Source organism: Rhizobium sp. NPDC090279 (assembly GCF_044769665.1).
Lineage (GTDB): Bacteria > Pseudomonadota > Alphaproteobacteria > Rhizobiales > Rhizobiaceae > Rhizobium.
Window position 1 is genome coordinate 388,534 of record NZ_JBIVYI010000007.1, and the last position, 18,810, is coordinate 407,343.

Below are 18,810 nucleotides of genomic sequence, written 5' to 3' on the forward strand. Positions count from 1 at the left end.
GCCGCCTTTGCATCTCAAGCAAGCGTGAAATTACGCGCCATAGACGATGAGCAGATCCTTGGCGTCGATCTGGTCGCCGGCACGGACCAGCACCTCGGAAATCGTGCCGTCCTTTTCGGCGTGCAGCGCCGTTTCCATCTTCATGGCCTCGATGGACACGAGGACGTCGCCGGCCTTGATCGCCTGGCCGGGCGAAACGAAGACGGTGGAGATGACACCCGGCATCGGCGCGCCGACATGGGCGGCATTGCCGGTTTCCACCTTGCGGCGGATCGCGCTGCCGGAAGCGCCGTGGGCACGATCCGGCACCTTGATGCGGCGCGGCTGACCGTTGAGCTCGAAGAACACGGTCACCATGCCCTTCTCATCGGTCGTCGTCATCGCCTGGTTGACGATCACAAGCGTCTTGCCCTTCTCGATTTCGGCAAACAGCTCGTCGCCTTCCTTCAGGCCATAGAAATAGGCCGGCGTCGGCAGCACGGAGACCGGACCATAGGTGTCGGCGGCCAGCGCGTAGTCTGTGAAGACCTTCGGATACATCAGGTAGGAAGCGAACTCGAAATCGTCGACCTTGCGCTCGATCTTGGTCTCGATCGCCTTGCGCTCGGCATCGAGATCGGCTTCGGCCAAGAGCGAGCCGGGGCGGACGGTGTAAGGCTTATCGCCCTTCAGCGCCTTCTTCTGCAGCGCCTCCGGCCATCCGGCGGGCGGCTGGCCGAGATCGCCCCTCAGCATCGAGACGACCGAGTCCGGGAAAGCAATATCCTTGGCCGGATTTTCGACATCGGCAACCGTCAGATCCTGGCTCACCATCATCAGCGCCATGTCGCCCACGACCTTGGAAGACGGCGTCACCTTGACGATATCGCCGAACATCTGGTTGGCGTCGGCATAGGCCTGGGCCACCAGGTGCCAGCAGGTTTCGAGGCCGAGCGAACGGGCCTGTTCCTTGAGGTTGGTGAACTGGCCGCCGGGCATTTCATGCAGATAGACTTCCGAAGCCGGACCCTTGAGATCGCTTTCGAAGGCGGCGTACTGGTGACGAACGGCCTCCCAATAGAAGGAGATACGGCGAATCCATTCCGGATCGAGGCCCGGATCGCGCTCCGACCCTTTGAGGGCTTCAACGATCGATCCGAGGCAAGGCTGGGACGTGTTGCCTGACAGCGCATCCATCGCCGCATCCACGGCATCGACGCCGGCATCGACCGCCGCGAGCACGGTAGCGGCTGAAATGCCCGACGTATCATGCGTATGGAAGTGGATCGGCAGTCCGGTCGCCTCGCGCAGCGCCTTGAACAGCACCTTGGCGGCCGCCGGCTTCAACAGGCCGGCCATGTCCTTCAGCGCGATGATATGGGCGCCGGCCTTTTCCAGCTCGACGGCGAGATCCGTGTAATATTTCAGATCGTATTTCGGGCGGGCGGAGCTGAGGATATCGCCCGTATAGCAGATCGCCGCCTCGCAGAGCTTGTTCTCCTCGATGACGGCATCCATCGACACGCGCATGTTCTCGACCCAGTTCAGGCAGTCGAAGACGCGGAACAGATCGACGCCGCCCTTGGCCGCCTGACGGACGAAATATTTCACGACATTGTCGGGATAATTGGTGTAGCCGACGCCATTGGCGCCGCGCAGCAGCATCTGCAGCAGCAGGTTCGGCGCACCCTCGCGGATCAGCGACAGGCGTTCCCACGGATCTTCCGTCAGGAAACGCATGGAGACGTCGAAGGTGGCGCCGCCCCAGCATTCCAGCGACAGGAGCTGCGGCAGGGCGCGCGCATAGGTGCCGGCGACGCCGGCGATGTCATAGGTGCGCATCCGCGTGGCAAGCAGCGATTGATGCCCGTCGCGCATGGTCGTATCGGTCATCAGCACGCGCTTTTCGTTGCGCATCCATTCGGCGAATTTCTGCGGACCGAGCCTGTCGAGCAGCTGCTTGGTACCATCGGGAACAGCGCTGTCGATGTAGGGCAGCACAGGATGGGCAACTTTCGGCGAGGGCGCCGGGCGGCCGCGTGTTTCGGGATGGCCGTTGACGGTGACGTCGGCGAGATAGGTCAGAAGCTTGGTGGCGCGGTCCTGGCGCTTGACCTGCTGGAACAGCTCCGGCGTCGTGTCGATGAAGCGCGTCGTATAGCTGTTGTCGCGGAATTTCTCGTGCGTGATGATCGCTTCGAGGAAGGTGAGGTTCGTCGCGACGCCACGGATGCGGAATTCGCGAAGCGCGCGGTGCATACGGGCGATCGCTTCCTGCGGGTTCGGCGCCCAGGCCGTCACCTTCACCAGCAGCGGGTCGTAGTAGCGAGTGATGATCGCGCCGGAATAGGAGGTGCCGCCGTCGAGGCGGATACCGAAACCCGACGCCGAGCGATAGGCGGTGATGCGGCCGTAATCCGGGATGAAATTGTGCTCTGGGTCCTCCGTCGTCACGCGGCATTGCAGCGCATGGCCGTTGAGGCGGATATCCGCCTGCTTCGGAACGCCCGATTCCGGCGTGCCGATGGCGAAACCATCGAGAATATGGATCTGCGCCTTGACGATATCGATGCCGGTAACGACTTCGGTCACCGTATGTTCGACCTGGATACGCGGATTGACTTCGATGAAGTAGAATTTGCCGGTGTCGGCATCCATCAGATATTCAACGGTGCCTGCGCCGACGTAATTCGTCGCCTTGGCGATCTTCAGCGAATGGGCCGCCAGCTCCTGACGTTGTGCATCGCTGAGATAGGGCGCCGGCGCCCGCTCGACGACCTTCTGGTTGCGGCGCTGGACCGAACAGTCGCGCTCGAACAGATGCACGACATTGCCATGGGTGTCGCCGAGGATCTGGCTTTCGACGTGACGGGCGCGCTCGACCAGCTTTTCGAGATAGACCTCGTCCTTGCCGAAGGCGGCCTTCGCCTCGCGCTTGGCTTCCGTCACTTCCTTGGCGAGATCGGCTTCGGAGCGGATGACGCGCATGCCACGGCCGCCGCCGCCCCAGGAGGCCTTGAGCATGACCGGATAACCGATCTCAGCCGCCATCTTGGCGACCTCGGCCATATCATCCGGCAGCGGCTCGGTTGCCGGCACGACGGGCACGCCGACCGAGACAGCGAGATTGCGCGCCGCAACCTTGTTGCCGAGCTGGCGCATGGTGTCGGCACGCGGGCCGATGAAAATGATGCCGGCGGCATCGCAGGCGTCGACGAATTCCGGGCTTTCCGACAGCAGGCCGTAGCCCGGATGGATGGCGTCGGCACCCGAAAGCTTGGCGACGCGGATGATCTCGTCGATCGACAGATAGCTTTCGATCGGCCCGAGATCGCGGGCAAGATGCGGGCCGCGGCCAACCTGGTAACTCTCATCCGCCTTGAAGCGGTGCAGCGCCAGTTTGTCTTCTTCGGCCCAGATGGCGACCGTTTTTATGCCAAGCTCGTTAGCGGCGCGGAAGACGCGGATAGCGATTTCGGAACGGTTGGCGACCAGGATCTTGGAAATGGACAATGCGCTCTCCTCAGGCATCGAAACGGGCAATGCTGCACCCGCGAAGAAAATTCTTAACTTCTTGTCACAAGAAGTGTCAATTTCCTCATGCTGCCAGAAAGCAAAATTGTTGCCGCTACGGAATAAGTCCATTTCTGAACGCGATTGCGACAATGTGTTGCCGATTTCGGGCTTTCAGCTTGTCCTGGATGCTGTTCATGTACCAATCGACCGTGTGATTGGAGATGGCCAGCAGCCGGCTGATCTCGATCGACGTCATGCCGTCGGCCAGATGGTTGAGCACCTCCATCTCGCGCTTGGTCAGCTTCAGCTCGGCCGCTCCCGCCCCCTCGAACGATTGCGCCTCGTCACGCAGCTCCAGAAGCCGCCAGAAAACCTTTCTGGCGACTGCGTCGAAAACGGAAATCTCCGTCGGAGAAAGATCGACCGCCGCACCGCCGATCGTCATGCTTCCAAGCAGACCGTTGCGTCCGTGAATAGGGAAGAGATAGCCGTCGATAAGCCCGTTGGCACGGGCATCGGCCATCATCTGCTCCATACGCCGCCGTAGCGGGTTCGTCTTCAGCGCCGCCACGGCATCGCTCCAGCGAAAGGGGCGCTGTGCCTGCGTGGCATAACGCGCGACAGGGTCGACGAGCATGTATCGCTTGCGGACATAGGTCAGCGGCCATTGATCGGGCCAGCGGCCCGCCAAGATGAAATTCGCAACGTCGACATTCGGTCGCGTCTGTTTCAGAACCCCATAGAACTCGAACTTATACGAACGCAGCACAAGCTCGAGCTCGGTCACGACATCCTTGGCAAGCTTGCACTCCTCGATGACCACAAGCAATTGTATTAGCGAATGGATATTCACATTTACCCCTCGGCTTTACAGCCTGAATTATTAACGGCCGAGCATTGCCAACCATGCCCGCCGGGCCCCACAGCGCGCTCAATCGCCGGCAACATACTCGGGCCGGCGCAAAATTGAACGCCCTTGGCGATTTTTTCACCATTCAACCCTGAATGGCCGCCTCTGCGTGACTAAATAGTAACTGATATCGCCGCGGCAGGATCGTCCTCAAAGTGTCACATTTCTGCGGCGACGGATAGCGCCCCGCTGCGCCAGCGCCCGTCCTGCGCGAAAAATTCCTTTGAAAAAACAGCTGCAGATTCCGTTAATCGCCGGTTCAGGTAGCGATCTGTAGTGTCCGAGCATTCCTAGTTTTGCTTGTGCAAGAGGGTGCCAGACGTGTCGCTGTTCAAAGTCTATGCAAGAGCCCTGAAGTATCTTGGCGCGTATCGCTACCGCGTCTGGATGGTCGTATTCGCGAATATCGCATTGGCGATGACGACGATCTACGAGCCGGTTCTGTTCGGCCGCATCTTCGATGCCATTGCCAAGAAAGAGGTCGTTACGCCGACCATGATGCTGTGGGCCGGTTTTGCCGTCTTCAGTGCTGTCGCCTTCATCGTGGTGTCCCGCGAGGCGGATCGTCTCGCGCACGGCCGCCGCGCATCCCTGCTCACCGAAGCATTCGGCCGCATCATCTCCATGCCGCTGTCCTGGCATAGCCAGCGCGGCACGGCGAGCGCGCTGAACACGCTGCTGCGCGCCTGCGAAGCCCTGTTCGGCCTGTGGCTGGAATTCATGCGCAATCACCTGACGACGGCCGTAGCGCTCGTCGTGATGATCCCGACCGCCATGGCCATGGACCTGCGTCTCTCGGCCGTGCTCATCCTGCTCGGCATCTTCTATTGGATCATCGGCCAGCTGGTCATGAACCGTACGAAGGATGGCCAGACCTCGGTCGAAAGCCACTACAACACCGTCTTTTCGCATGTCAGCGACTCGATCAGCAACGTTTCCGTGCTGCACAGCTACAACCGCATCGAAGCCGAAACCAAGGCGCTGAAGTCCTTCACTGAGCGGCTGCTGGCTGCCCAGTACCCGGTTCTCGACTGGTGGGCACTTGCCGGCGCGCTGAACCGCACCGCCTCGACCGTTGCCATGATGGCGATCCTGATGATCGGCACCGTGCTCGTCCAGGACGGCAGCCTCAGCCTTGGTGCGCTGATCACCTTCATCGCCTTTGCGAACGTGCTGATCGGCCGCCTGGAACAGTTGCGCAACTTCGCCAACCAGATTTTCGAAGCCCGCGCCAAGCTGGTGGACTTCTACACGCTGGAAGATTCGGTCCGTGAACGCGAAGAGCCGGCAGGCCTGGCCGAGATCAAGGACGTCAAGGGCGAAGTGGAATTCCGCAACGTTTCCTTCGGCTTTGCCAGCACCTCGCAGGGTCTGCACGACATCTCCTTCAAGGTGAAGGCTGGCCAGACCGTTGCCATCGTTGGCCCGACCGGTGCCGGCAAGACGACGCTCGTCAACCTGCTGCAGCGTGTCTTCGACCCGCAGTCCGGTCAGATCCTCGTCGACGGTAACGACATCACCAAGGTGACGCGCCGCTCGCTGCGCCGCTACATCGCCACCGTCTTCCAGGACGCCGGCCTGCTGAATCGCTCGATCAGCGACAACATCCGCCTCGGCCGCGAAGGTGCGACCCAGGAAGAGATGATCCGCGCTGCTCAGGCGGCTGCCGCCAACGACTTCATCGAAACCCGCGAAAGCGGCTACGAGACCCGCGTCGGCGAGCGTGGCAACAAGCTTTCCGGTGGCGAACGCCAGCGTATCGCGATCGCTCGCGCCATTCTGAAGGACGCGCCGATCCTCGTGCTCGACGAAGCCACAAGCGCGCTCGACGTCGAAACCGAGAACAGGGTCAAGGCGGCGATCGACAATCTTCGCCAGAACCGCACGACCTTCATCATCGCGCACCGCCTATCGACGGTCCGCGAAGCCGATATCGTGCTCTTCCTCGACAACGGCCGCGTGATCGAGAACGGCAGCTTCAGCGAGCTCAGCCAGAGCAACGGCCGCTTCGCCGCCCTGCTGCGCGCCAGCGGCATCCTGACGGACGAGGAAGTCCGCAAGGCACATACGACGGAACACGAAGCCGCCTGATCTTCGCAAGGGGCCCAAGATCGAAACCGGGAGAGCGACGCTCTCCCGGTTCTTTTATTGCCAAGGTTTGTCAGGCGAGCACGGTACCGCGTTCGATGTATGCCCCTACCTCAGCCCCTATACCCCTCACCCTAGCCCTCTCCCCGCAAGCGGGGAGAGGGCTAGGGTGAGGGGCTTTGCCTGCAAGAAACCCGACTCCGGAAAACACAGCCAACCCGAAACGAAGAAAGGCCCGGCGGGAAAACCGAGCCTTTCCGTCTTCTGATCGGAGGTCAATTCGACAGGGCGCTACCAGGAGTTAACATCGGCGCCCGACCGCAGTTGAGGATCAGAATTTGCGTTCGAAGCGGAGGACGCCGGCCCACTGGTCACGATTGGCAGCATCCCAGTTCGTGTAGGAGACTTCCGGCTCGACCAGCAGATCCTTGACCGGGCGCCAGGCAACGTTGGCGGTGGCGGCGAAGATCTTCGAGTCGGTATAGGCAACCTGGGCGTTTGCCTGCAGCTTCGGGGTCAGCTGATAGCTGGCGCCCGTCCAGAAGGCCCAGTCGCCCCAACCGCAATCGGCGCCATTGGTCGGGCAAGCGGAACGGTTGCTGTTGAGGTAGGAGCCGGCATACTTGTTCAGCTTGTCGCCGTTCGTGTTCCAGCCGCCCATCAGGAAGGCCTTGAAGGCGCCGAAGTCGGCGTCGATACGGGCCTTGATCGCACCTTCCTCAACGACGCTGTCGTAACCGCCGATGACGCGGAGCGTCCACGCACCCGTCTTGTAGCCGGCGCCGAGAACGACGTCCGGCGCATAGTGATTGCCCTTGCCGGTCTGCCAGGCGCCGCCATAGGACGACGTATCGCTAGAAGAATTGGAATCTTCGAGCGAGATGACGGCGGTGAAACCATTGCCGGCATCATATTTGTAGGTCAGCTGATTGAGTTCCTTCGGACCGTCATAGATGACGTCGTCGTTGATGACGTTGCCCGCATAACCCATGTAGTAGTTGTACTGCGAGTCCGCCTTACCGACGAGGAAGCCGCCAAGGCTGATATTGGCCCAGAGCAGCTTGGTGCTTGTGGTGTTGCCGTCGTTCCAATCCCAGCGGATGACCGTGTTGGTCTTCAGCGGGCCGTATTCGGTGTCCGTCGCCGTGTCGACGGCGAGTTCCGCACGCGTATGCCAGAGCGTACCGTTCTTGCTGCGAGCGTTGTAGGCATCGTACCACTCGCCTTCGGTACGAACGCGGCCACCAACCTTCAGGCAGGTTTCGGTGCCCGGAATGAAGAAGTAGCCAGGCCCATAGGCGTCACAAATGCGAACATATTGAAGTGGTTCCGGCTCGGCAGCCACAATAGCGTCAGCCGCCTGCGCTCCCGATGCGGCGGCCAAGGCGGCGGCCGAACCAAGAAGAAGCCTTCTGATATTCATAGATTACCCCAATTTAGTAGCGATCGGACATGAGTGGTCGCGCCGAGAAGTCGACGTCCTTACCCATTTCCGATTTTGACAATCCCCACGAAAGCGCGGCCATCCCCCATGGAAACGCCGGCAACGCGATGACGGCGCTCCCCGAGCGCCGTCACATCGACCATGTAGCAATTAAATTTTGCACAACAAGATTTTGGGCACTTTAATTTCTGCTGCGATGCAGCGTGATCATTTCGCGTTGCAGAAAAATCACGTCACACTTCCTTCGTGAAAGTGTCACAAATAAAAAAACCTGGAAAATTAAGATCTTGAACCGCGTGTCGGCACGCGGCTCGTTGCAAGCGCCTAGCGATGCTTTCCGAAATGAGCAAGCATTGTTGCGGTTGGCGCCGCCGGCGCCTTCGCCGCCGGCTGGCCGGCGAGCTGAAGGCGCTTGTGCTCGAGATGATAGGCATAGAGGAACTGCGCAGCGATGCCGATGACGACATAGATCGCCCCGACGACCGGGCTCTTGTTGGTCACATAGAGAAGGACCTGACCGGCCATGGCGAGGATCGTGCCGGCGACGAAGATGCTCAGCGAATGCCGCCCGAGGATCGTCAGCGGGTGGCTACCGGAACGGCGCAGCAGCGCCGAGATGGAAGGTATGCTGATGATCAGATAGGCGAGCGCCATGACATGCAGCAGCCGCGGCAACGACAGGAAAGTCTTGTCGAAGCCGGTGATGACGGTCGGCAGGCCGAGCGTGGCCAGATAATCGCCGAGTATCCAAAGCTTGTCGGTCACCCAGATGAAGGACAGGAGCACATAGGCGGCGGCGAGCGCGATCAGAACCGGATGGACAGGGATCTGGCCGCCGCGCTTGACATGCATGCTGGCGACGAAGCCGATGACGAACAGCAGCTGCCAGGATAGCGGATTGAGGAACCAGAAGCCGTCAAGCAGCGTCGTATGCGGCGCGATATAGTAGATGCCCGACACCAGCCAGACGCCGACCGAAATTAAGAGCAGGAGCAGGGGATTCTTCGCCTCCAGCAGCATGATCAGCGGCAACATCAGGAACAGGGCGCCGTACATCGGCAGGATATTGTTGTAGCCGATCTGATGCCCAAGCGTCAGCAGTGCAGGAATGCCCCGCGCCGGGTCCATCAAGAGGGCAAGAATATTCACTTCGCAGAGCAGGCCCTTCTGGTGGAAAATCCACGCGCCGGAGATGAAGAGCACCAACGTCACGAAGGTGGTGATCATATGCGCGGTATAGAGCGTGAAGGCGCGCCTGATCGCCTTCCATGCCATTTTCAGCCGATTGCCAGGCTGAAACTTCGTCCCATAGGCCAGCCCGACGGAAATGCCGGAGATCAGCACGAAAGCTTCCGCGCCATCGGAGAACCCAAAATTCTTCGAAGTGAGGTCTTCGAAAAGCTGCCCCGGCACATGGTTGATGAAGATCATGATCAGGGCCAAGGCCCTGAGGACATCCAGTCGGGTATCCCTCTGGCTCGCCGGCTTCGGCACACTGATTCGTTCTGCCGTCGTCGGGCCGATATTCGCCCTTGAGTTCATAAAACTCTCCTGTTCCGACAATCAAATGCAATCGGGGCCAAAGAGTTCCCCCTTTGGCCCCGATCGTCGAAGCGAAACAGCGTAGGAAACGCTACTGTCCGACCGGATAGCCCTCTTCGGGTTGGGCGACCGCCCTATCATTGATGGTGACCGAGTATGTCGCCGCATCGGGCGCTTTTGAGACGGAAATACGGTAATTTCCGCTCGGCAGTTCGAGATCTGCCGCAAAGCCGTCCCAGTTCGAAGGCAAGGCCGGTTTGACGAAAAGTCGTCCGTTTTTCACGCGGATACCGAGAATGCCTTCGACAGCGACGCGATACAGCCAGCCGGCGGAGCCCGTGTACCAGGTCCAGCCGCCTCGGCCCGTCAATTGTCCTTCACCGTAAATATCAGCAGCGACCACATAGGGCTCTACACGATAGGTATCGGCCTGATCACGATCGCGTGCATGGTTGACGGGGTTGAGCATATCGAAGCAACGCCAGGCGTCGTCGCCACGGCCCATCTCCGCCAACGCCATGACGACCCAGGTCGAAGCATGGGTATATTGGCCGCCGTTTTCACGCACGCCTGGCGGATACGACTTGATGTAGCCCGGATCGCGCGCCGATTTGGCGAAGGGCGGCGTGAACAGCCGGATGATGCGGTTTTCGTCGTCGACCAGCTTGTCGAGAACGGCGTTCATCGCCTTCTCGCCGCGTGCCCTGTCGCCTTCGCCGGAGAGAATGTTCCACGACTGCGCAATCGAATCGATCTGGCACTCGAAATTCTCGCTGGAGCCGAGCGGGCTGCCGTCGTCGAAATAGCCGCGGCGATAGTGACCACCGTCCCAGCCGGCCGTCTCCAGCGCCTTGCGCAGTTCCGGCAAATGGTCGGACCAGCGCTTGGCGCGCTCCTTGTCGCCGCGCGCTTCGGCATAGGGCAGGAAGGCAGTGAGCATGCCAGCCAGGAACCAGCCGAGCCAGACGCTTTCGCCGCGGCCCTGGATGCCGACGCGGTTCATGCCGTCGTTCCAGTCGCCGCCGAGGATCAGCGGCAGGCCGTTGCCGCCCTTGCGCTTGATCGCGAGGTCAAGGGCCAAGGCCGCATGTTCATAGACGCTGACTTTATCCTCCGACACCTTCGGCTGATAGAAGGCGTCATGCGTTCCCGGCATCAGCATTGCACCTTCGACGAAGGCAAGCTCCTCGTCGAGGATCGATTTGTCGCCGGTTACCGTGCAGTACTGATCGATGGCGTAGGCGAGCCAGACGACATCGTCCGAAATATGCGTGCGCACGCCGGCGCCGCTGCCCGGCAGCCACCAATGCTGCACGTCGCCCTCGCGGAACTGGCGCTGGGCGGCATTGAGGATCTGGTTGCGTGCAAGCTCCGGTCTATGCACCAGGAATGCCAGCGTATCCTGCAGCTGGTCGCGGAAGCCGAAGGCGCCCGACGACTGATAGAAGGCCGTACGCGACATGATGCGGCAGCCGAGGCTCTGATAGGGCAGCCAGGCGTTGATCATGTTGTTCATCGCCTTGTCCGGCGTCGAAATCTTCACATGGCCGGTGAAGCCGTTCCAGAATTCGCGGCCTTCGGAAAGCACGGCCTCGAAATCGGCCTTGCGGATCTCCGAAACCAGCGCACGGGCCTCTTCGACCGTCGCCGTATCGCCCATGTAGAAGCAGATTTCCTTCTGCTCGCCGGCCGCGATCGTCACATCGAAGGCAAGCGCGCCGCAAGGATCGCCATCCAGATCCGCCGAGTTGGAAAGTGCGGCAGCCGTAACGACGGCTTCCGGCATCTGGATCGTGCCATGGCGGCCGATGAACTCGCGGCGGCTTGCCGAGAAGCTCGAATGCGTCTCGCTCGCCGCCATAAAGGCGGTCCGCTTGAAGTAGTCGATGCTGTAGGGGTTGTTAGCAAACAGAGCGCCCGTTTCCTCATCCAGCGTCGACAGGATGAAGGGCCGGGTCTTGTTCTGATTGGTGCCGAGCACCCATTCCGCATAATTATAGATCCGCAACCGCCTGCTATTGCCGCCGTTGTTGCTGAGCCGCAGGCGGAAGAGCTTGACCGGACGCTCGCGATCGACGGTCTGCGTCAGCTCCAGCGCCACGCCATCTTCTTCGCTCGAGAACACGGAGTAGCCGAGACCGTGACGGGCCTCGAAACGGACCTTCGCATTGCGCGACAGGCCGGCATAGGGCGTCATGACCTTGTTGCTGTCGAGATCGGCGACATAGAGCGCCTCGCCCGGACGGTTGATGACCATGTCGTTGGTCCAGGGCGTCAGCTGGTAGTCGCGCGAATTGTGGCTCCAGGTGAAACCGCCGCCTTCGGCGGGCACATGGAAGCCGAAGCGCTCGTTGGAGATGACGTTGATCCACGGATGCGGCGTCGACTGGCCGCCCGGCAGGCGAACGACATATTCGCGGCCGTCCTTGGAGAAGCCGCCGTAGCCGTTCCAGAAATCGAGATCGTCCTGTGGTTCCAGAGCGTCGGCCGCAAAGACCGATTCCTGCAGCGCGGCCGGCACGGTAAGACGATTGGCCGGCGCCGGCCCATCGGACGGCGCCGAGGCAAAGAGCGTCGCCGCACGGGCGATCTGATCGACGAGCTTGCCGTTGCGCGCATGGAAGATTACCCGCGATGCGGCAAGGATCTCCTGATAGGTCTCGTTCTCGATCTGGTCCTTGCGAACCGAGAAGATGTTCTGGCGCAGGCCGTCGCCCTGATTGTGGCGCACATGCTCGACGAACTTGTCCAGCTCGCGCTGCATATCCTGCGCATGCTCGACGGCGCGCTCGTTGACGATCACGAGATCGGCGTTGATCCCGCGCGACCGCAGATACTCGGCCGCCATCAGCGCTTCTCTGGCGATTTCCAGGTCGACATCGTCATTGATGCGCAGCGTGAAGATCGGAAAATCGCCCGAGATCGTCACCGGCCAGAGTGCGGACTGCGAATGCAGGCCGGCCTGCACGGTGGCGCCGTCGGCGCGCAGGTGCATGTCCGGATAGACCAGATAGCGCGCAAGCTTCTGGAAGGCGGCGGCCTGCTGCGAGGTGACGCCGACATGGCGCATCTGCATCTGCGTGCGGGTCCAGGCCTGCGTAAGTTCGATACCGAAGGTGTCCGGGTTGCGGTAGCGCTCGACCGCCTTGTCGACCTCTTCGCGGTTCGGCGCGGCAAGCGTCCAGAAGATCACGCTGACCTTCTTGCCGGCGGGCACGCGCACGACGCGCCGCAACGACAGGCAGGCATCCATGGTGAAGCCATCGGTGCCGGAGAGCGTCGCACCCGGATCGAAGGCTGCAGCTTCCGCAAGGGTGCGGCCGCGGCCGAGGAATTTGCGGCGATCCGTTTCGAATTCGGTCGGACGTTCCGATCCGGCATTGTCGACGACCAGATGGGCGACCGTCATGTCCGGCTCGTTATAGTCGCGCTTGTTGCGCTCGGCGCGGATCACGTCGCCGCTGTTGCCGATCTCGGTGCGCACGAACATGCGCGTGAAGACCGGGTGACCGGAATCGACGTCGTCGCTGGCAAGTGCCGGCTCGAGATAGGAGGTCACTTCGATGAAGCGGTCTTCCGTACCCATGTTGAGCAGCGTCACGCGACGGCCTTCGGCATCGTGCTCGGTCGCGACAATACATTCGACCTCGCTGGTGAAATCGCCGACCGTCTTGCTGTACTCGGCCTTTTCATCGCTGAACGAGACCTTGGTCTTCTCTCCTTCGATGCTGCGCGGCTCGGCGGTCGCCGACCACCACTGGCCGGAGGCCATGTCGCGCAGGAAGATGAAGGTGCCCCAGCGGTCTTCGGTCGGATCGGCGCGCCAGCGCGACACGGTCAGGCCGTTCCAGCGCGAGTAGCCGGCACCGGTCGCCGTCAGCATGACCGAATAATGGCCGTTGGAGAGGAAGGCGAGCTCGCGATCCTGCGTGGCCGGATCGGCGATCTTGCGGATTTCCGGGCGCAGCATGTCTTCTTGGATATTGGCCGGCTGGTCGCTCTCGTGCTTGGCGGCCATGACCGGAATATCGCGCGGCGCCTTTTCCTGCAGCAGCAGTTCGGCCGCTTCGATCACCGGATCGGAATGGAAGAGTTCGCGCAGGCGGCCATTGAAGGCGACGTTGGCGATCGCGGCGATCGACATGCCGTGATGGTGGGCATAGTAGTTATAGACCACCGCGCACTTCTTGCCTTCGGGAACACGCGTCGGCGTGAAATCGACGGCATCATGGAAGCCGTAGATGCCGAGCGCGCCGACCTTGCGCAATTTCTGCAGGTTTTCCAGCGCCGCAGCCGGACGGTACTGGCTGGCGAGGATCGAGGCATAGGGCGCGATGACGGCATTCTGGCCGAGACCGCGCTTGAGGCCGAGCGAAGGCACGCCGAAATTGGTGTATTGGTAGTGCATATAGTGGTCGCGGGCATTGAAGGCCGCTTCCGAAATGCCCCAGGGGATATCGGAGCCGAGACGCTTGGCGTAGTTCATCTGCTCCTGCACGACCAGATTGTTTGTCTGGTTGAGGATACCACCCTGACGCTCCTGCATGACGAGCGGCGGCATCAGATATTCGAACATCGAGCCGGACCAGGAGACCAGCGCCCCGCGCGAGCCGACAGGCACGACCTGACGGCCGAGGCGATACCAGTGCTCGGTCGGCAGATCGCCCTTGGCGATGGCGAAAAGGCTGGTGAGGCGGGCTTCGGAGGCCAGCAGGTCGTAGCAGGCGGCATCGAGCTCGTTGGTTTCGACGCGGAAACCGATGGAAAGCAGGCGCCGTTCCGGACGATAGAGGAATTCGTATTCCATGCCGAAGGCGAGATTGCGCATCTGGTCGCGCAATTTCGCCAGACGCTGGCGCAGCGAATCCACATTGGCGAGATCGAAGATGCTGTCGGCAATATGGCCTTCGCAGACCTTGACCAGCGATTGCGACCAGGTGAGCACTTCGCCGCTCTGCGTCGACTTCACTTCGTGGTCGAGGTTTGCCGCGAGCTTCTGGATGTCCTGCGCCAGAACCGAAAGGTTGATGACACGGATGGAGGCGAATTCATGCTCGCGCTTGACGGCGGCAAGTGCGCTCTGGAAGCCGGCGATGCGCTCTTCCAGGCGGCGGCGCAGCGGCCGCACCGTCTTGCGGTCGTCGGGGAGTTCGGCAAGCATTTCGGCGAGAATGCCGGCAACGTCGCCGATACCGTCCAGATTGCCCTGCATGTGCGCCGACGGCGCTTCCGCCCAGATGCGGCAGGCAGACGAGACGGCAATCAGATGGCCGGCGAAGTTGCCGCTGTCGACAGCCGAGATATAGCGCGCGCCCATCGGCTTCAACGTGTCGGTGTGATACCAGTTACACAGGTGCCCGCGGAACTTTTCGAGCTTCGCCACGGTCGCCATGGTCTTTTCCATGCGATCGATGGTTTCCTCGAAGGACGTCCAGCCGAAATGACGCGCCGAGATGACCGACAGCAGGTAGACGCCGATATTGGTCGGCGACGTCCGCGAGGCGACGACGGCATTCGGGGTCTGCTGCACGTTGTCGGGCGGCAGATGGTTCTGCTGCTCGACGACGAAGGTTTCGAAATAGCGCCAGGTGCGCCGCGCGATCTTGCGCAGCTCGAACGAAACGCTTTCCGGCACTTCAAGGCGGTCTTCGGTCTCGGCCGACTGGCTGACATACCAGGCGATCGCCGGCGACAGGACCCAGAGCAGCGCAAAGGGAATGCCGACAAAGAAGGCGTTGTCGCCGGAGAGCGAGGCGAATGCCAAAGCCAGCAGCGCCAACACGGGCGCATGCCACATGACGCGATAGTGGCCGAGGATGGTCGTCTGCGCGGCGGCCTGGGCACTTGCCGCGGTTCGCCATTGCAGCATCAGCTTGCGGCTGACGAAGGCGCGGTAGAGCGAACGGCCGATGGCATCGGCCATGATGCAGGCGCCGTCGGCGATGAAGACGATGCGCAATGCGACCTGCGCATTGGCGGCGCGGATATCCGACCATACAGTGTAGAGATGGGCGCGAGCGACGATATCGCTGCTGCGCGGAATGATGCCGTTGATGAGCGACAGCGTCGGCGCGACGAACAGGCAGAAGATCAGCAGGATCTGCCAGATGAGCGCCGCCAGCGGCTCCATGAAGTACCAGCCGAGCACGGAAGCGAAGAACCAGGCGATCGGCGTCAGCGAACGACGCAGATTGTCCATCATCTTCCAGCGACCGAGGCCAGTGACGCCGCGCTTCGGATTGAAGAGGTAAGGAAGGAGCTGCCAGTCGCCGCGTGCCCAGCGATGCTGGCGCGAGACTTCCACTTCGTAGCGGATCGGGAAGTCTTCCACGAGCTCGCAGTCGGTGACGAGGGCGCAGCGCGCCATCGAGCCTTCGAGCAAATCGTGGCTGAGAACGGCATTTTCGTCGATCTTGCCCTTCAGCGACGCCTCGAAGGCATCGACATGATAGAGGCCCTTGCCGGTAAACGTGCCTTCCTCGACCAGATCCTGATAGACGTCGGAAACGGCGAAGACATAGGGGTCGAGACCGCGATTGACCGAGAAAACGCGCTGGAACACCGACGCATCCTTGCCCGTCGTCAACGACGGAGTGACGCGCGGCTGCAGCACGCCGTAGCCGCGCACGACGCGCTTGCTCTCGGCATCGAAGACCGGGCGGTTGATCGGGTGATGCAGCTTGCCGACGAGCTTCGTCACCGTATCGCGCACCAGGCGCGTGTCGGAATCGAGCGTCATGACATACTGCACGTCCTTCGGCACGATATTGGCGCCGGGCAGGAAGGTGGTGTCGCGGTCGCCGCGCAGGAGCAGGTTCAGCTCGTGCAGCTTGCCGCGCTTGCGCTCCCAGCCCATCCAGGCACCTTCGGCCGGATTGTAGAGACGGCGGCGATGCAGCAGATAGAAGCGCTGAATGCCATCTTCGTCGTAGCGCGCAGCCAGATTGGCCACTTCGCGGCGGGCATAGTCGAGGATTTCCAGATCGCGCTCGCTCTCTTCCTCCTGGCTGTCGGGCCAGTCGCTGAGCAGCGCGTAGTAGATTTCGCCACCCGGATTGGCGAGATAATGGACTTCGAGATTGCGCACGAGCTCGTCGACGCTATCGCGATTGCCGATCAGTGTCGGCACGACGACCAGCGTGCGTGCCTCTTCCGGAATGCCTTCCTTGAATTCGTAACCGACCAGACGCGCCGGCGTCAGATACATGGTGACGAAGAAATTGAAGAGGCCGGTGGCGCCTTCCGACGCCGGCAGCGAGAACATCAGCAGCAGCAGGATGGTCTCGGCCCAGCCCATGCCGGCATGCCGCATGAAATAGCCGACGACGACGAGCGCCACGACGGTGAGAAATAGCACGGGGGCTGCGATCGACAGCCAGTTGAGCTTGCGCCATTGGCGCACGAAGCTCACCGAAATAGGCGCGCGATAACCGATCGCCTTTTCCAGCTGCTGCGTCTGCTGACCCATGATGAAATCGCCGATATTCGGCTCACGCGGCTGGGCTTCGCCAGATGCCTTGGCGGCCTCGGTCATCGCCATGGCGACCTGGGCGATTTCCATTTCGGTCTTGTCGGAGCGGCGGGCGAGCTTTTCGATGCGGCGGCGATAGCTGTTGCGCGAGCCCGGATCGAGCTTGGCGTAATCGGTCTCGTCCCAGAGCAGCTTGTCGACGGCGCTGACCTCTTCGACCCAGACGGACCAGTCGGTATCGTCGATCAGGCGCAAGCTCTTGATGATGTTGCCCATCGTCACATTGCCCGACGACAGGCGATTGTGCTCGGCCATCATCACGCTTTCGGCGTCTGTGCCGGCCTCGGTGAGCCGCTTCTCGAGCCAGGTGACCGCGAGGCCCGACGTATGCGAGCCATCGCGCAGGCGATAGAGGAACTGCGTGGCGAAGGTGTTGTCCGAGGTAAGGGGCTCGAGCGTCTTCAGGAATTCCTCGACCTTGGCGTCGTCGTTCAGCCGGATCAGCTCGTCGACGGCGGCATTGGCCTTCTTGCGGGTGATGCGGCTCTGCTCGACGCGGCTCGAAATGCGGCGCAGGTTTTCGACGAGGATGTAGCGCACCAGCGAGGGGACCGCCCAAAGCTCGCCGATCTTCAGCATCTCCACCGACTGGAAGCCTTCGACGAGCGCCAAGAGGCCCTGATTGGATACCGTGCTATGCGTATGGGCGACATAGAGCCAGGCCAGCGCCATCGTGCGCGGCATCACCATGCCGTCGATGCTCAGCGTCTGCAGCTGATCGTAAAACTTCTTCGGAAAATCGCGGCGGACCTCCTGAATGGCCTCTTCGATGATGTAGTGATTGTCGAGCAGCCATTCCGCCGCTGGCGTGATCGATTCGCCGGCATCGACATCGGCATTGGCCGAGCGATAGACGCGCAGGATCTCTTTTTCGTTTTCCTTGTGCCGTGCGAAGAAATCGAAGGGCGCAAAGCCCGGCAGCTTGGTTTTCGCGCCGTTGCGGGCGAAGGTCGCGCCGCATTCCCTTATCTGTTCGTTGGAGAAATAGGCGGCGCGGATCGCATCATTGTGATCGATCTGCTTGGCTTCAGAATCGCGCGGCGTAACGGTGGAGAGATTTTGAGATGTCATGGATTCGGGTTCTGGGTCCAAACAGAGTGAGTGGCATTATCGCCTTTATCGTCTTTGCCCTGCCCGACACAAGAATTCACGCATTTGGACCCTTTTGCTTCGCTTCCCGGCGCGCGAAGGGGGTGAATTCGAAATGAAGGCTTAGAACAAACAAACAGAGGCGAAGATTTTCACGGGGCCGTTCTTAAGGATCGTGGCGCTTTGCCATTATCCCGGTTGGGTGTCCGTGAAACTGGATACGCGGCCAAATGGTTCCGGCAGCGATCCGCACACGTCAACGACAATCGATCAAGGTCATGAGGCATTCTCCTTGGGCTGATCCATCCAATTTCGGAAATTCAGCATGGTTCGGCATATTGAACCCTCAATATCCCGCAGAAGATGAACTTAAACTGAACCCCCTCAAAAGATTCGCAAATTCCTTCCGGGCGCGCGTCATTTTCGCAAGCCGCCCGGAGCCAAACGGCGCGCTGCTTGCTGATCGAGAACCCGCCAGGCCAGGACCCACTCCTTCATACCATTCCAAAGCGGCGATCAGCCTCCGCTCCTGGAAGAGGAGCAATGCAGAATAATATGAGGTCCCTCCAGGCCGCCGCATGACGACGCGCCAGTCGCTTTCGCAGGCGTCTTTATGTTGGGGTGAAGCTTACTGTTTTCACGCGGCATATTCTATCGGCCGGGCAAATTTTCTTTGCCCGGCGAAATGATGCCAGCGAAATGAAAGTGGAA

At 61.1% G+C, this 18,810-nt stretch carries 6 protein-coding genes; 1 reads left to right on the forward strand and 5 read right to left on the reverse strand.

Features of this window, described 5'->3' with window-relative positions:
• Positions 1 to 30: 30 nt before the first annotated feature.
• Positions 31 to 3,492 carry a pyruvate carboxylase gene (gene pyc / locus ACIQWP_RS19900; protein ID WP_402790895.1) on the reverse strand — a complete coding sequence of 1,154 codons (3,462 nt, stop codon included), beginning with the start codon at positions 3,490 to 3,492 and terminating at the stop codon, positions 31 to 33.
• A gap of 115 nt (positions 3,493 to 3,607) precedes the next feature.
• Positions 3,608 to 4,348, reverse strand: coding sequence for an autoinducer binding domain-containing protein (locus tag ACIQWP_RS19905; protein WP_402790898.1), 741 nt, complete (start codon positions 4,346 to 4,348; stop codon positions 3,608 to 3,610).
• A 378-nt stretch (positions 4,349 to 4,726) separates the two neighbouring features.
• Here ACIQWP_RS19905 and ACIQWP_RS19910 point away from each other — a divergent pair, with 378 nt between their 5' ends.
• Positions 4,727 to 6,496: a glucan ABC transporter ATP-binding protein/ permease gene (locus tag ACIQWP_RS19910; protein ID WP_402790901.1), complete on the forward strand. Its 1,770-nt coding sequence runs from the start codon at positions 4,727 to 4,729 to the stop codon at positions 6,494 to 6,496.
• Positions 6,497 to 6,824: 328 nt separating this feature from the next.
• Here the strand turns inward: ACIQWP_RS19910 and ACIQWP_RS19915 are convergent, their stop codons facing one another.
• The 3 genes from ACIQWP_RS19915 to ACIQWP_RS19925 all read right to left on the reverse strand — a co-directional run bounded on the left by ACIQWP_RS19915 (position 6,825) and on the right by ACIQWP_RS19925 (position 18,081).
• Positions 6,825 to 7,916, reverse strand: coding sequence for a porin (locus ACIQWP_RS19915; protein ID WP_402790903.1), 1,092 nt, complete (start codon positions 7,914 to 7,916; stop codon positions 6,825 to 6,827).
• Between the two features lie 345 nt (positions 7,917 to 8,261).
• Complete coding sequence (locus ACIQWP_RS19920) at positions 8,262 to 9,479, reverse strand: OpgC family protein (RefSeq protein WP_402790905.1); 1,218 nt, start codon at positions 9,477 to 9,479, stop codon at positions 8,262 to 8,264.
• A 91-nt stretch (positions 9,480 to 9,570) separates the two neighbouring features.
• Positions 9,571 to 18,081, reverse strand: a complete 8,511-nt coding sequence (locus ACIQWP_RS19925; RefSeq protein WP_402790908.1) for a GH36-type glycosyl hydrolase domain-containing protein — start codon at positions 18,079 to 18,081, stop codon at positions 9,571 to 9,573.
• Positions 18,082 to 18,810 lie beyond the last annotated feature (729 nt).

What these genes read in the sequence shown, in the direction of transcription:
- ACIQWP_RS19920 (WP_402790905.1), bottom strand. Translation starts at nt 9,479, where the DNA reads ATGAACTCAAGGGCGAATATCGGCCCGACGACGGCAGAACGAATCAGT.
- ACIQWP_RS19915 (WP_402790903.1), bottom strand. Translation starts at nt 7,916, where the DNA reads ATGAATATCAGAAGGCTTCTTCTTGGTTCGGCCGCCGCCTTGGCCGCC.
- ACIQWP_RS19925 (WP_402790908.1), bottom strand. Translation starts at nt 18,081, where the DNA reads ATGACATCTCAAAATCTCTCCACCGTTACGCCGCGCGATTCTGAAGCC.